The sequence below is a fragment of the Lacticaseibacillus sp. 30 genome (assembly GCF_053819265.1).
In genome coordinates this window covers 22,975-39,181 of record NZ_JBSOQX010000024.1, presented here as the reverse complement: position 1 = coordinate 39,181, position 16,207 = coordinate 22,975, and the positions used below count along the sequence as shown (strand labels likewise).

The following is a 16,207-nucleotide window of genomic DNA, read 5'->3' as shown; positions in this document are numbered from 1 at the left end:
CGAGGCTTCAAGTTGGGCGGTTTGGTGGAACAAATTAAAGCTAATAGTCGCACTTTTAGGCGCGGTGATCATTTTAGGCCTGATCGGTTTCGTAATGCGCAGTTTGATGCTTGGCCGAAAGCATTATTTGCTGGAAGTACCGGCTGAAGCCACACAGGTCGTGGTGAAACGAGGTCGACATATACATTCTTTTAAATCAGATCAAACTGGGGTGACTGACATCAGCCTGCCTGGTAATCATTATCGAGTCGTAATTGTCACGCCACTTGGCCGGACTAAGTACAAGGCTTATGTCAAAAAAATCCGGGATAAAAAATTCACACTTAAACGATCTTGAGCGTACCTGTGTCATTAGATGACTCAGCAACTGGTCTATTTTTGGTATGGTGGGCTTTGACAGTGAGAGCATTCGCTACAGCAACTTGTGAATGATTTGGTATACTAAAGAAAACTTTAGTGATGCCAGATAGCAGCATATGAACGAGATCGGGTTCTGATCTGGGGAACGCGTTAAGGGGGCGAACGCTATGAAACAACTTGAGATCGCGCATTTGGACAAAGCTTTTGATCAGCAAGTCTTGTTTAAAGATGCCAGTTTCATGTTTAATCAAGGTAAAATATATGGCTTGTTAGGCCGTAATGGCTCCGGAAAGTCGACTTTATTCAACATGATTGTCCGCAACTTGCCACATGATCACGGGACGATTGCCGTTGATGCCGATGATGGTCGTGGGTTAATTACTGACTACGCAGATACAAGTGTGGGGATGGTATACACGCAACCGCACTTACCGGCGTTTATGACGGGGCTTGAATTTGTTAACTACTTTATGAGCATTAACCGAACGCGTCTTGAACAAGCACATTCGTCTGTGCAGGCGACCGATTTTTTCGAAATGGCTGGGTTGAGTCAGGCTGATGCGAATAAGCTTTTACGCGACTATTCTGAGGGAATGCGGAACAAGTTGCAGATTGTCGTATCGCTCATGCTAAGACCGCCAGTACTGTTGTTAGATGAACCATTGACAACAGTTGACGTGGTGGCGGCCCATGAGATGCAACAGTTGATTGTGGCGATGAAGGCGGAATCTGTGGTCATCTTTTCAACCCACATTATGCAGTTAGCCCAAGCTATTTGTGACGCTGTGGTGCTGTTGCATAACCAACAGTTGACAGAGCTTTCAGGCTTGGACATCCATAGTCAGGCGTTTGAGGATGCCGTGATTGCTCGGCTAAGTGACGAGGTGCGGGCCGATGGTTGAAGCGTGGCGTTATTACTGGTTTCAAGCGCAAGTTGATGCAACGACTATGGTGAATGGCCTCATTTATTTTATCCGGCGGCTCCCAATATTAGGTAAAAAGATACCGACTAAGTTATATCGTATGGGTGCCGTAAAAAGTTTGATTGCGATTATCATGAGCTGCTTAATGTTCATGATGAAGCCACTGATCGCAGTGCTTTTACTAGCGATGGATTTCTTAGTAGCCAATGCATACAACGATTTTATCCATCCGTTACCGACAACGTTCACATTTCGTGCGATGGTGGCAGTGACGATCTATACGCTGGGTGGCCTACTGTTTCGGGGACTGGTCTTTCGTTATATTCCAGTTGATTTAAAAGCAATTAAATTAGCTGACTATTTTGTGCTCGATCGGCTTGCGTTGGCTCGTGGGCTGACGCGCATACAGCAAGTGATTGGCATCGTCCTTGGACCATTCTTACCGTTTTTTGGACTAACGATGATCACCCAAAATTATTGGATTTTATTCGTTGGTTTGGGCGTATCCGTTTTTAGTTGGTTCTGGCGCGGGTTTATCCCACGCTTGACTTGGTCGAACCACCGGCTGGGGATGATCGCACAAATTCTGTATTGGTGCGGGTTAGTGGGCGTGCCAATCGCGCTCGTGTTGACCGGCAAGCTTACACCATTCGTGACTGGTTTGTTTTCGCCAATAGGCTTGATCATTTGCTGGATTGGGGTTTTCGGGTTGTGGTGGTATCAGCACCGCTTCTCGCATGATATTCCACTGTTAATGGCATCGATTCAACAGTCTGTCATAACTTTGAACAAGGTGGCGGCAACACAGAAGCAACAATTTTTGGCAACTGGTACCGCGATGCAGAAAAAATTGACCCTTGATACGACGGTTTCGGTCAAAGTGAACCAGCGACTTGGCAATAACTATCTCAACGCCTTGCTATTTGCACGCTACCGAAGTCAGTTATGGAAAAAATTGCGTACCCGCGTGTTATGGATTAGCGGCATTGGCATCAGCGGCTTGATTCTTTTAAAATTATTCGCGATTCACTCCGTGGGGGATTTGACCCCAATTTACGGCGCCTTGTTCTTCGTGATGTATCTGGCCTCGCTGGGCGGTCCGATTGTTCAGCTACTATTCGTTAACTGTGATTCGGCGATGCTCTTTTACCCATTTTATCGACAACCTAAAGCCGTTTTAAGCGGGTTTTTCTATCGATTTTGGCGGATTGTTCAGTACAACGCCGTGACAGGTGCGTTAATCTATGGCCTGTTACTTGCCCTTCAATTGGTGACACCAGTGCCGGATCACTTGAATTTCTATCTGGTTTTATTGTTAGAAGTTTGCGGGATGGTGTTGTTCTTTTCCTTTCATGATTTGTTTATCTATTACCTGCTACAGCCGTTTACGGAAGATATGGAAGTCGTGTCGCCGTTATATCGTATTTTATATTGGGCGATGTATTGGGTTGCGTGGGTGTTCACTCAGGTCCATCTTTCCGGCTACACTTATGCGCTTGCCATTGGGGTGATCACATGCATCTATGTGGTGGCGGGCACCATCGTGATTTATCGCGTGGCGCCTAAAACATTCCGTATTCGCTATTAAACATCGCGGTTAGATTGATGCTATCATCAATGTCAATCTGAGTTGATGTGACAAAGCTAAGCGGGTACTTTCAATGCCGATGAGTCGAGAAAAACTGATTTATCGGTATTTTTGTGTGGTTTTTAGCCAGTTTGCACGGGCTACTTTTGATGAGCCTGACGTCGACAGCTGTTTGAACGTGTTGCAAGCGATTCCGCCAGCGGGTACAGTAGGCATAACGAAGGAAAATATTCTTTGAAAAGAATGCTAATTAGTTTCCATGAATAAATTGTTGTCAACAGGGAGGCAAAGCTGATGCTAAGTGATGAAAGGCTTCGCGGGACAGTGCTTGCAGTAGACGATGATATCGATATTCTAAGGATGTTGAATCGTTATTTTGCTGCCCGTCTTCCGACGTTTAACCTAATCACGGCCGAGTCAGGCGCGGGTGCGTTGCAACGGCTGACCAATAATCCTGATTTGATTTTGCTTGATGTCAACCTACCTGATACTGACGGCTTTTCGTTGGCGGAACGAATTCGGGCGATAACATCGGTCCCAATTATTTTTCTGACCGCACGGGTGACTGATGAGGATAAAGTTCGTGGACTCGGTGCAGGCGGCGATGATTATGTGACGAAACCGTTCAGTCTTGCTGAACTTGGTGCTCGCATTAAGGCCCACTTTAGACGGGAAAGCCAACCGCAAAAACGTGCACGGATGGCGATTTTTGATCAGATTCTCATCGACTACCGCGCTAAACAAGTGTTAATTGGCGATCAAGTTTTAAGTCTTGAAAAGAAGCAATATCAACTAGTTGAGCTGTTAAGCCTGAATCCGGGGCAAGTCTTTAGTCGTGAACAGCTTTATGAAAAAATATGGGGTTATGACGCTCTTGGAGATGATCGAGTCATTACGGAACATATCCGCCGCATTCGACTTCTTTTTGATCGATATCAAGTAACCTCACCAATCGAAACCGTTTGGGGAGTGGGCTATAAATGGACAAGTTAAAGCAGCGCCTAACGCGTTTGCCAATAAAAAAAGCTTTGCTGCATCTGATTCTGATCGGCACAATTGCCGCTGCATTGGTGGTGTTGGTCTACTTGCTGATTTGGCATGTGGTGATGATGCCAATTGCAACTGCCTTGGCCAAGCGCTGGTTCATTGGCGGGATGAGCTTATACTTTGGTGGGGCAATTATTGGTAGTTTTGCCATGCTATACGCAGTCATGAATGTCACGGCCAGACTTTTTTATCGTGTGAAATTGGGGCCGCCATTGGATCAACTACAATATGGTGTTACTCATATTCAGGCGCAGGATCTGGACTTCACACTACAGCCGACATCTGATGATGAACTCGGTCAATTAGTAGCCGCGTTTGAGGAAATGCGCCAAGCATTACGCAAGGCGCTCGAAACCGCATGGCAATTGGCTGATGATCAAAAACAAGTCAACGCCGCGTTTGCTCATGATTTGCGGACGCCGCTAACTGTCTTGCAGGGAAATCTGGAATTGTTAACGTTCAATGAAGAAGGCCAGCCACCAGATCAACATTTACTAGACGAGATGCAGCGACAGCTTGATCGGATGAACAACTTTATCAAAACGATGAGTCATGTGACCTCTATTCAAAATATTCGGTTGAATCATCATGCAATCACAGAAGCACAGGTTGAACAACAGCTTCGTTCAGAAGTGGATAAATTACCAACAGCCAAGACGATTGACTGGCAAGTTGATAGCACACGGTCGACAGACAACAAGTTATCGGTTTCGCCAGACGCTATCCTTGAGGTGTTTGATAACCAGATCAATAATGCCCTCCGGTTCGCTAAGGCAAAGGTGGGGATTCATCTCACCTTCAATGACCAGCAAATCACCTTGCAGGTTTGCAACGATGGCCAGCCATTAACGGCAACTGAGCAACGCAAGGTCAAATTGCCTTATTTTTCAAATGATAAAGCAGCGCATCACCTTGGCGTGGGCATGTATATCTGCAATCAACTATGTGCAGCACATCGCGGTTACTTTAAAATTCAAAACCGTGAACATGCGGCGGGTGTTTGTTCGACAGCGGTTTTCGGCTATTTTGACGGCAGCGCCAAAAGCTAATGTTACCAACGATGTCAGAAAAATGCTGAAAAAAAGTATTGTTGTCAGAATCTTGTGAATTGCTTGTTAAGGTCTCCTTGTAAGCTAAAGGAGGCTTTTTTCATGGAAAAGATTAACATCGAAGGGCTCACCAAACGCTATCGCGGCAAGGCGGCGCCGGCGCTTGATCAAGTATCGCTAGAAATTGAGACGGGGATGTACGGGCTGTTAGGCAAAAATGGTGCTGGTAAATCAACCTTGATGAAAATTCTGACCACGCTGGAGCAGCCGACAGCAGGTACGGTTGAAGTCTGCGGGGTGCCGATCAAAGCGGCAAAAGCGATTCGTCAACAAATCGGCTATTTGCCGCAAAGATTCGGCTTTTACCCCAACATGCGAGTCGTCGATGCCATGACTTATCTTGCGGTATTAGCCAATGTCCCAGCACGGGAGCAATCTCAGCGAATTCAACATCTGCTCGAAGAGGTTCATTTAGCAGACAAGGCCCGCACTAAAATAAAAGCTTTGTCTGGCGGCATGTTGCAACGTTTGGGGATTGCACAGGCGCTCGTCAATCGTCCAAAAGTTTTAATTGTCGATGAGCCAACTGCTGGTTTAGATCCAGAAGAACGCATTCGCTTCCGAAATTTGCTGACAGATTTTGCAAATGAGCGCATCGTTCTTCTATCGACGCATATCGTGTCAGACATTGAGGCAACGACCAATACGATCGGAATTCTTGATCAAGGCCGGCTTTTGTTCAATGGCACAACCGATCAACTCCTATTGGCGGCAAATGGCCACGTGTTTGAAAAAGAAGTGTCAGTGGCAAAGTTAAACGAGTTTAAACGGCATCGTCGGATTACTGAGCAAGTAACGGATGGGACAATGGTTAAGTTGAGATTTTTAGCTGCCAGTCAGATCAATACCAGTGCGCAAGTTCTGCCAACGTTGGAGGAGGCTTATCTATATTTGCAGATGAAGCATGAGGAGGCCTTCTTATGAAACTATTTTGGATGGAGGTCAAACGGCAAACAACGAGCCTGACTTTTACGATTTATACCTTATTAGTGATGGCATTTGTGTTGTTAAATATGGGGCCAATGCTCGCACGCAACGTTGCGGCGTTGCCGACATCAACTAATAGCTACGACGATATCACAGCAATCGACTTCCAGACGCGCAAAACAAACGGCGTTGGCCAGTTACGATACGACTATCAGCACAATGCTTACGTCACGTATCCCTTGGGGTTTGCAAAAACAGTGACACTACCAAAGGCAGATCAGGCCCGCGTTCGTAGATTACTGACACAAGCTAACCAAGCAGAGACACAAGCCACATTGGTGAAAGCACTGGGACAGGTGGACAGGATGATTGGTGGACAATCGGCTTACGGTTCACAGAACATTCAGGGGTTTGCATCGCGACCGATGACAAAAGCCGAGGCACGGCAAGATCACAATCTGATTCTCAAAAAAGACCGTATCAGTGGCACCTTTGCTCGACTATTTGCCGATTACGCCGGTATTGTTATGGGAATCCTACCCACCGTTGTCGTCATCGCTTATTGTTATGCTGATCGTCGAAGTCGTGCAACGACAAGTCTGCAATCGAAAATGACCAGTACTTGGCGACTAGTAGGCAGTCGATACTTAGCAAGTCTCGTGACACTTTTGATGCCGATTTTTTTGATGGGAATCGTCTTAACCATTCAAATCGCTCTGCATTATCAAGGGTATCAAATCGATTATCTCGCGTTCTTCAAAATGACCGGACTGTGGTTATTGCCAACAGTGATGGTTAGCAGCGCAGTGGGCTTTTTAAGTGATGCGCTTTTTGGCAATTTTCTCGGATTCGTGGTGCAGATTGGTTGGTGGTTGAGCACGATGATGATTGGTGCGCGGCAAGTTGCTGGCAATTATGGCTGGTTGCTGATACCGCGACATAATTCACTGCATAACGTTGCCTACTATGAGGCTCATCTACCAGAATTACTGTTTAATCGGTTAACCTATGCCGCGCTCGCCATTGGTTTTATTTGCTTAGCTGTGGTGTTGTTAAATCTTCAACGAGGAGGAAAATTTTATGCCATCAACTTTGAAACGCTTGGTCGGGTTAGAACTCAAAGCCAACGAGTGCAACACTAGTTTGATCGTGCTTGGGTGTGGCCTGCTCATGCCGGTTGTTTTTACGATGACGCCAAGTAACTTAGCGCAAGCCGCCATGCCGGGTGAGTTGTTTCTGCCACTGCTGACCATTTTTGCTTTTGGCAGTCTGTTTTTACCAGAACAAACGGTCGAGATTGGCGCAGTCATTAATAGCAAGCAAACGCAACTATGGTGGCTTTATCTGTTGCGATTCATTTGGTATGCGGTGGTACTGGCGATGCTGGCCACAGTATTGATCGGCGTTTATGCTTTTTTAAATGTTGGGGTCAATCTGCTCATACTTTGGTTCGACTTTGTCGTCAAAATTTTGTTAGTTGGGAGCATCACGGTTTTGAGTTACAGCTTATCGCGATCGCTGGCAGTCGCGTATCTCTTGCCAACAGCGTATTTTGCATTGTGTATCGGTTATCGCTATTTAGGCGCGGTGAATATCATGACGTTCATGCGTCATCGGGCAGTGTCTGACAACTGGATTCAGTTGCTGCTAACTGGACTATTTTTAGCGATCAGTTTTCTGAGTTTGAAAAGTCGACCGATTCGGGGATGACAGGGAAAAAGTTTGACAGCTAGTTGGTGCTTTAGTGCTCGAGATTAGTGGTGGTAAGGCGGCGATTGGAAATTGTGCGATAGACAGGCAAAGAGCTTCATGCCGGTTGCTGCTGGCATGAAGCTCTTTGTTAATGTTTGTTGATTCGGTGATTTGTCCTGATGCTGCTAACTAACTGATTAGTTGCAATTAGTTTTTTTCATGTTTCTTTTTGCTCGTCAGGCCGATGCTTAGCGCAAAGACCATACCAAGGAGGGCGATGCCTAGAGCTTGCAACCAATGACTGTTTTGCATCCCCATTGGTGGTAGGGTTTTCGCAGCTGCTTTAGTCGGATGGACTGATTTTGCCGGTGCTTTTTCTTTCGACTCTTTTTGTTTGAGAGCCGACGTTTTTTGATCCAAAGACGAGGTGGGTTCCGCATCCTTAACAGTTTTTGCTTTGAGACCTTTTTGAACAACAAGGATTGTGTCATCCTCTTTTTCAACTATATTAGATTTCGGATCTTTTTGACGCGTCTTGCTGATGGTTTCCTCGTCATCAGTCACTTTGGATTTCGGATTTTTCTCGATAGCAGTCGGATTATCCTGGTTATCTTTGTCCGACTTTTGGTCGCTTACTTTTTGATCAACGTTCGGTTGGACGGGATTGTCTTCGGTTGAAGGCGTGGTTGGCACTGGTTTAGTTACTTCAATCGAAATAGTGGGTTCGTCGGGTTGCGATGTTGCGTCTGTTGACGAATCCGTGGTGTCAGGGTGATTGGTTGCATGGTTTGAGCTCTCGACTTCAGTTTTGGTCAGCGTGTTTTGGCCAGATGTTGTCGTTGCAGTGCCGAACTCCGCTGTATCGTCGCTTGTTTTAGCTGGTGCGATGGTCTCAGACGAAACCTTCTTGTCGTCAGTTGCTGGTGTCACGGTTGTTTTCGAGGTGTCGATTTGGCTGTTTTGCTCGCTTCCCGTTGTGAGTATTTCGACCGTTGATCCAGTGGTTGTGTTGTCACTTGATGGGGTTGCCTTTGGATCAATTTTGGACTCAGTAGCAGAATCTTTGCCAGCCTGTGAGTCACTGACGGATGTTTCCCCGATATCGGGGTGATGGCTCTCGGTGTTTTCGACATCGACGCTTTCCGTTGTGGCTTCCGGCGCTTTGTCAGCAGTTGGTGAGGCTGTGGCTGGCGTGATGTCGGAATTAACGGCACGATCTTTGTCAATTGCTGGGTCAGTGACAGGCGACTCGGTATCAGTGGACTTATGGCTTTCGACTTTTTCGACTCCGGTCGTTTCCGTGACCGTTTCAATGGCCTTGTTATCAATTGGTGCGATTGTCGTTGCGTCCATTTCCGACTTAACGGAATTATCTTCGCTTGCCTTCGGGTCTGCGGCAACTGTTGCAATGGTACCAGCTGCAGCCTCTCGATTGTCTTCGGCTTTAGCCTCTTCCACGGTTGTTTCATCGATGTTGTCTTCGTTTGGTGTGATTGCTGATGCGTTTGATTCTGACTTAATGGCACGATCTTCGTCTGTTTTTCGGTCTGAAACGGTTGGTTCGACATCATCGGATTTGTTACTTTTATCATGTTCACCTTTGGCGTCTTCCGCGACTGTTTCACCGACCTCGGTTTTACTTGGCGCGGTTGCCTCTGATTCAATTTCTGACTTAGTGGCACGATCTTTAATCGGTTTCGGATGAGTGTCCGTTGTTTCAACCACATTGACTTGATTGTCTTTTTCATCTTCGGTTGGTGTGTTTTCCTTTGTTATTTCAGTGGCTGTGGCCGTGTTGCTGCTTGGCGTGGTTGCCACTGATTCAATTTCTGATTTAACGGTACCTTCATTGTCATCTTCTGTGTCGGTAACAGCTGATTCAACAGTATCGGTTTTATTACCCTTATCATCTTTGACATCGGCATTTTCCTTTGCAGTCCCAGAAGATGTCGCCGTGTTATCACGTGGCGCGATGGCTGTTAAATCTATTTCGGACTTTACACCACTGTTTTTGGCCATAGTCGGGGCGATATTCGTTTCAGCAGAATCAGATTTACTGCCTTTATCATTTTCGGCTTTGCTATCTTCCATGGCTGCTTCAACAGCTTTGTCGTTACTTTGCGAACTTGCAGCTGGATCGATTTCTGGTTTAACGGCACTATCTTTGTCAGTCGTTACATCAGTGATAGCCGGTTGGGTGTTGGCGGATTGATGACCTTCTTTTTCAGCAATTTTATCGTTTTCTATGGCCGCTTCAACAGCTTTGTCGTTACTTTGCAAACTTGCGGCTGGATCGGATTTAGGTTGAATAGCACTATCTTTGCTTGTCGTGAGGTTTGTGGCAGTTGGTTCGTCGTCATCAGTTTTATTGCCTTTGTCCTCATTGACTGTGGTTTCTGTTGCGGTCTCAACTACTTGACTGTCAGGTAGTGAGGTCGCTGTTGGATCAACTTCCGACTTAGTGGGGCTCTCTTTGTCCATCGTCGGATCAGTGTCAGTAGGGGCAGTGGTTCCTGGTGTGTTGTCTTTGGTGTTTGTTGCTTCAGTGGCTTCGGCGTCAGAATCAACGCCCTTAGCGTGATTCGGCATCGTTGTGGTTGCATTAGGACTGTTATCAACTGGATTTTCATCAACAGCTGTTGTTACTGATGCTGGTGTGTTTGTTGCCGTGTCATCGTTTCCGTCACTTTGAGCTTCCTTTGATGTATCTATTTCGACAACGGGGTTACTTGTTTCAACCTTGCTGTCTTCCGGATTGACCATCGTTGGCTCGGTGCTTGGCGTCACCTCAGCTTTTTCATCGCTGGATGATGTTGTGACCGGTGCTTCACCTGCATCATTCTTGGGTGTTTGATCTTCTTGTTCAGGAGTAATTTCTAGTTCATCCAAGGATTCTTCCTTGAGAAGTTTTGGTGTCTTAGTGACGTTGAACGTTTTCGTTACCGTGTTGCCAACTTGATCAACTGCCTGTAGGGTAATGATATTGAGGCCATCGGTTAATTGATAGGTTTCGTCAAACGATGCTGCACCATATGGGTTGTACCCGTTTGTAAGTTGATTCGGCGCGGCCGAAGATTGATGTGCATTGAAACCCGCTAGATTTTGCTGCGTGAAGATGTTGTTACCATTGCTATACAAACGATAGCCGCCGATATTGTCAGTCACACTCCCCTTAATTGAAAAGGTGTCAGCGTCCGTGGTGACAAGGTAGGTTCCATCATCGTCAATTTTCATTGAATCAGCATCTGAAAGCTCCAGTGTCGGCAAGGTTGTATCCATATAAAGCAACAGGAAGCCGCCATTGGTCTTCTCTTTACCGTCTTTATCGAGAGTTGTGAGGACATAGCCAATATTCCGCTCCTCAGTCGGGTTGCATGGCATGGTCATACTGAAAGAACCATCTGCTGCAAAGGTCACTTCATTTTGAGGATCATTTTGTCTCGGGGTGACAAAAATGCGTAACTTACTGTTTTTCGGATCAGATACCTTGCCACGAAGCGTGAGGGTCTTAAGCTTGGCGTCGTAGAAAGTGCTGGCGCTGTCAATGCCTACCAATGTTCGTTTGTTGTTGTTCAGGTCAAGGAATGCAATGCCGTTGATCATTTTTCCTTTTGTGCTAGTTAGAGGTGAACGTCCTGTCAGGTGGGCAGCACCAGAAAAGAACTTAGCGCCTTTTATGGCGGTGGCTTCGTCAGCAAACGGTTTCGTCTGGGTTTTTGCGTTTGAGTATGCAGCGGCGTTCTTCTTGATGAAAATGATGAAGTCCTCTGTTTTAGGGGATTTGATGAACTCCCCAAAGGCATCTCTAGCAATGGCTGAGATAGTCAGGTTAGCATACGGTTGACCGGTAGCATCAATATTGAAGGTAACAATACCTGTGGCTTTATCGAGCGTGCCAATGTATTGACGGTCACTCACGTAATCTGTGGCAGTGACAATATAGTCTTGCCCTTTTGGTACCATTGCCTGGGCTGTAAAGGTGCTGTCTTTAGTCAAAGCTTGATAACGTCCATCAGATCGCGTCAAATTTCCTTTGGTGTCAGGCATTGACCAACGAACTTGCGGCCAAATAAAATTGGACTCAATGGTTTTGTTTTCTCCGACAACGGCCTTAATGCTGCCTTGATCACTGTTGCCCGCGGCATCAGTGATTGTCAAAGTTACCTTACCCTCACCCGTCTTCAGATTGGCAAGTTGATCATCGTTCAGTTGATAATTGATTGTGCCTGTAGTTGCTTTGTTGTCGTGATTTAAAGGAATGCCATAGGTTGCTGAACCAATGGTGAGTTTGGCTTGACTATACGCGGTGAAACCCACGCCTTGGTCGCTATAGTCAGCCGTTAGCTTGCCGTCTGAGTAAGCCAAATTGGATAGCGTCGGTTTAATCGTATCGACGGCCACTGGTAAGCTCATGGTTTGCATGTTATTTTCGCCTGGTGTATAGGTCATACCGATCAGACGATAGGTGTAAATACCATCCTTTGCAGGCACCATTTGACCGGTGGTTTGATCATAGACTTGACCGTCCCATTTGAGCTTATCAGGATTCAGAAACATTGAGATTGATTTGGCAAGATCAGCATTGGTAGTGCTGCCGACCTCAAGGAAAGACTTGGTGGTGTCAGTTTCTTGATCAATGACCCGCATTACTTTGTCATCTTGATCTAAAATCTGTGCAATCACTTGTTTAAGATTTTGCTTGGTGAAGACATAGGGGGTGATGGTGTCAGAAATGCCATCGCCATTTGGTGAAAAAGCGACTTTGTTGTTCTGAACTTTGGCCCCAATCGTTTGCCAAGTGAAACCATTCGTCGGGTTATTGACTAGCTCGCTCAGCGATGTTGGATCGGTAATGCCTAATGGATTGTGGTTGTTATCGACAAGGTAGCCACCTTTAAAGATACTGCCTTCTTCGTTTGCGGGCTTGTCGAACACGGCCTCATCATTGGTGGAACCGTAATATCCCATGTAGGGAACCGAAATGGATTGACGGTCATCGGCGGCTTTGAATTTGATAAAGCCTTCTACCACTTGATTTAATTTAACCGTGTCATCAAGCGAAAGGGTAAAGGTGATCTTTTTGAATGCCCCGGCATCAAGCGTGAAAGTTGGCGTAGCAGTTGTGAGGGTGGCACCAGGCAATGTGCGATCATGAACGGTTTTGTTGTTGGCGGTGTCAATCACTTCGGTAGCAGGTTGGCCAAGATCAAGCGTGTACGTTTGCTGATCGGTACCGCGATTTTCCAACGTAATGACGAATGATTTGCTACCGGTGAATTGTTGTAATGAAACAGAACCGGCATCATCGGTGCCTTCTGCACTGACCGTCAAATTTGCAGCTTTTGCAACATCGATTTGACCTGCGCCTTGACGCCGAGGAGAGATGATTTGTCCAGGGTAATTGATATCGAGTATTGGGTTAGCGGCATTCATCAAGGCTAGTTTCACTGCCTTCACGAGTTGCGCACCAGTTAAGTTTGTACTGCGTTTCAGATTTTGCATCACCAGTAAGCTGGCACCGGTAACATAGGCATTTGCCTGTGAAGTGCCGCTCACTTTTCCAAGTCCATCATTCAGTAAGGTAGAGGCAACTTTTTCACCAGGTGCTGTGATATCGGGTTTTAATTTGTAGGATGCTGTTGGTCCCCATGAAGAAGCGGATATCAAAGCGGCCTTAGCATCCAGAACATCGTTTCCGGCAGCAACCGCCATAGCTGATGGCGTTGCGCTAGGTGTCGTCAAAGTTGAAGCATTGGCAGGCTGATAACTGGTTGTGATCCCATTTGAAGCGGACTTGTCGTAAATACCCCCGGCGTGACCATTATTGCCGGTAGCTACTGTCACAAAAACACCATGATCGGTTGCAAATTTAATGGCTGCCTGTCCTTCAGCGGTAGGATCATCAATATCGACGCCCATGCCAAAGGAAATATTGATGGCATTCGCACCTAAGTCCACTGCATCATAGATGGCCCGCGCGGCATTATTGAGTGAGTCAGAACTGGACTTGCCTAGTATTTTCATGCTGAGAAGCTGGGCTTCTGGGGCAATCCCAGTTACAAATTTCTTTGAATCACTAGGTTGACCATTGGCAGCGATGATACCAGCGAGATGTTGACCGTGATTACTCGTGTCAAATTTTAGATTTTCGTTGACGTTATTGGTGTAATCGTAAAAGAATGGGATCTTTTCATTGACATAATCGCCATAGCCATGACTTGCAGTGAATGCTTTGATTTGATCCTCTGAAAGTGCAGCCGTTTTGGCATCACTGAGTCGAAAGTCTTGATGTGGCTCAACACCTTGATCAATAACGGCTGCCACCATGCCTTGACCCTTGATATTTTGATCCCAGAGAGGTTGAACATTGCCTTTAGTTAGACTGGCTTTGTTTTCTGGGTTGAATGTTGGGGCTGGTTTTGCAATTGGAGCTGGTTTTGCTGGGGCTGCTGGCGCCTTTTGTGCGGGCTGGCTAACTGTTTTTTGAGCAGTTTTGGTATTGGTTGTTGTCGGGGTGGAGGGGGTGACCGATGTCGGTTGAGTAGGTTGTTTTGCTTTAGCCGATGCTTCTGGTTTAGCCTGTGACGATACTGGTGCTGGTGTAGCAGGTTTCGCAGTGGCTGTCGGCGTTGCACTTGCAGCTGTTGTTGTTGGGGTGTTGGCTGAGGACGTTACTTGTCCAGTGGTCGTGGATGCTGGCTTGCTGACGGGTAAGTCAGCCGATGCCGCGTCTGGCGCTGCTTGATTAGATTTTGTTTGGGTTGTCGTTGGTGGGGTAGTGGCATCAGCAGAAACACCTTGAGCAGGTTGCATCATCAGAAAACTCGCTGCACCAAAAGTCACAATGGCACTGTAGACCCAATGTCGCCCTGACTTATACATTTTGTAGCGGCGCTTTTCCTGTGAAAATGGCTTGACTCTGTTCATTTTTATTTCCTCCAATGGTATTTAAAGCAGTCGGTAGTAACCGGCGCCATCAGCGATATGTGTGTCAATAAGTGATCCAGTGAATCCTTGTTTGTAATTTAACCCGTTATAAAACTAATGTCAATCATAAGGTATAGAAAATTAACCTGGTTTAACGTTTTATTTAGTTATTACTGTAGGAGGTGAATAATTAAACAATTATAAAAATATTCAGATAGGTGTTTAACGAAATGGCTAGATTTATTTAACGATGGATAATCATAAAATAAACGAATCAACTAAATTATTTGTGTGATATAGATGGATACCATATGCGTATCACGATGAACAGACACTTGTTTTATGACAGGCGTTGCGCGAACTTTAAAAACTTTCAATCAGACAGAATAAAAATCAATGCCTTCAATCAAAAATTGGGTTCAATATCAGGTTCACTGTTACGAAAAAATGCTAAGTGCTGTTTCCAGCAATTAGCATTTTCTCTTGGCTGAGATTGAAGGAATACTGAACACAATAGTTTTTGTGGACGGCTTTCCCCTGTTTAAGAATTGACCTTGTGTTTCTCGCGTTTCTTCTTATCAGTGACAACTATCCCTAGCGTTGTCATCAGGCTGATGATGATGACCCCTAGAATTTGCAAGGCATTACGATGCGAATTCGCCATTTGTGGCAACTTGGAGCTGACACCGGATTGAGCGTCGTTTCTGGTACTCATGGCAGGTGTTGGGGCTGCGTTGATTTTGGTGGCTAGGTCATTGTCAGTGGTAGCATTTGGTACAGTGATCTTTGGAGCATCCTCGTCACCACCATTAGCGGTTGATTCAAAGGAATCCTTTCGCTCGGTTTTGATGGCAGCGTGCGCACTGACTTCCTTTTCATTATTTTTGTCGTCTTTAAATGCTCTCTTAGCTTTTGGTTCAGTGGTAAGTTCTGTAATTGCCGATTCAATGCCCTCTTTACTAGGCATTTTTTTCTTCCCATTTTCTGTTAAAACAGAAGCGAAGGCAGCGCCAATGTCGATCTTCTCGTCTGCGGTTGCTGTCAGAGCGGTATGACTGGCGTTAACTTTGTCGCTTGAGTCTGTGTCGGCTACTGAATCATGAGCTTCATGAATGACCGCTTGCGAAGAAGTCTCAGGTTTAGCAGCTTTTTCTTCGTTGATATCTTGAGGCACTTTGTCATTGAGAACCGCTGTTTTCACGAGGGTATCTTTGACTTCAGTGTCAGTCACTACTGAAGAGGAATCATTTTTAGGGGTAGTAGCGTCATCAAAAGAGACATTACCTTGAGCGTCTTCGATACTGTCAACAGCTGATTTCGCATCATTGGTGTCTTCAACTGCCTTATCATCATTGGGGGCCACTTCACCTTTAGATGCTTCGGTTTCGCTAAGGGCTTCCTGCGAAGAAATATCATTTGTAGCATCGTTGTCCTCGTTTGAAGTCACGTTGTCTTTAGACATTTTGGCATCACTAAGGACCGCTTCAAAAGAAGTATCTTCATCACCATCCGAAGTTGTCTCATCCCCAGGTTCCTTGGCTTCACTTGAAGTCACGTTGTCTTTAGACATTTTGGCATCACTAAGGACCGCTTCAAAAGAAGTATCTTCATCACCATCCGAAGTTGCCTCCTCC

Annotated in this window: 8 protein-coding genes and 2 pseudogenes; 8 read left to right on the top strand and 2 right to left on the bottom strand. The window is 45.9% G+C overall.

What is annotated here, in order from left to right:
• From ACWPAB_RS13020 to ACWPAB_RS12985, 8 genes and pseudogenes are all read left to right on the top strand, one after another.
• Window positions 1–337, top strand: a pseudogene (locus ACWPAB_RS13020) (class C sortase); the annotation flags it as partial.
• A gap of 190 nt (window positions 338–527) precedes the next feature.
• Window positions 528–1,262: an ABC transporter ATP-binding protein gene (locus ACWPAB_RS13015; protein WP_003573657.1), complete on the top strand. Its 735-nt coding sequence runs from the start codon at window positions 528–530 to the stop codon at window positions 1,260–1,262.
• Entirely contained in the window at window positions 1,255–2,871 is a 1,617-nt protein-coding gene (locus ACWPAB_RS13010) for a hypothetical protein (RefSeq protein WP_003577847.1), read from the top strand. The genes ACWPAB_RS13015 and ACWPAB_RS13010 overlap by 8 nt, the downstream gene beginning before the upstream one ends.
• Before the next feature lie 294 nt (window positions 2,872–3,165).
• Window positions 3,166–3,864, top strand: coding sequence for a response regulator transcription factor (locus tag ACWPAB_RS13005; protein ID WP_003577850.1), 699 nt, complete (start codon window positions 3,166–3,168; stop codon window positions 3,862–3,864).
• Complete coding sequence (locus tag ACWPAB_RS13000; protein ID WP_016363087.1) at window positions 3,852–4,967, top strand: HAMP domain-containing sensor histidine kinase; 1,116 nt, start codon at window positions 3,852–3,854, stop codon at window positions 4,965–4,967. Before ACWPAB_RS13005 ends, ACWPAB_RS13000 begins: the two co-directional genes overlap by 13 nt.
• A gap of 102 nt (window positions 4,968–5,069) precedes the next feature.
• The gene (locus ACWPAB_RS12995) at window positions 5,070–5,951 is read left to right on the top strand and encodes an ABC transporter ATP-binding protein (protein ID WP_003577855.1); all 882 of its coding nucleotides are present in this window, start codon (window positions 5,070–5,072) and stop codon (window positions 5,949–5,951) included.
• Entirely contained in the window at window positions 5,948–7,096 is a 1,149-nt protein-coding gene (locus ACWPAB_RS12990) for an ABC transporter permease (protein WP_003577858.1), read from the top strand. The genes ACWPAB_RS12995 and ACWPAB_RS12990 overlap by 4 nt, the downstream gene beginning before the upstream one ends.
• Before the next feature lie 28 nt (window positions 7,097–7,124).
• Window positions 7,125–7,664 (top strand): hypothetical protein, encoded by a 540-nt coding sequence (locus tag ACWPAB_RS12985; RefSeq protein WP_003577860.1) that lies wholly within the window; start codon window positions 7,125–7,127, stop codon window positions 7,662–7,664.
• 189 nt (window positions 7,665–7,853) lie between these two features.
• Here ACWPAB_RS12985 and ACWPAB_RS12980 read toward each other — a convergent pair whose 3' ends face one another.
• On the bottom strand, window positions 7,854–14,573 hold the full coding sequence (locus tag ACWPAB_RS12980) for a S8 family serine peptidase (protein ID WP_003577862.1): 6,720 nt from the start codon (window positions 14,571–14,573) through the stop codon (window positions 7,854–7,856).
• Window positions 14,574–15,114: 541 nt separating this feature from the next.
• A pseudogene (locus ACWPAB_RS12975) lies at window positions 15,115–16,194 on the bottom strand (Fn3-like domain-containing protein); the annotation flags it as partial.
• Window positions 16,195–16,207: the final 13 nt, after the last annotated feature.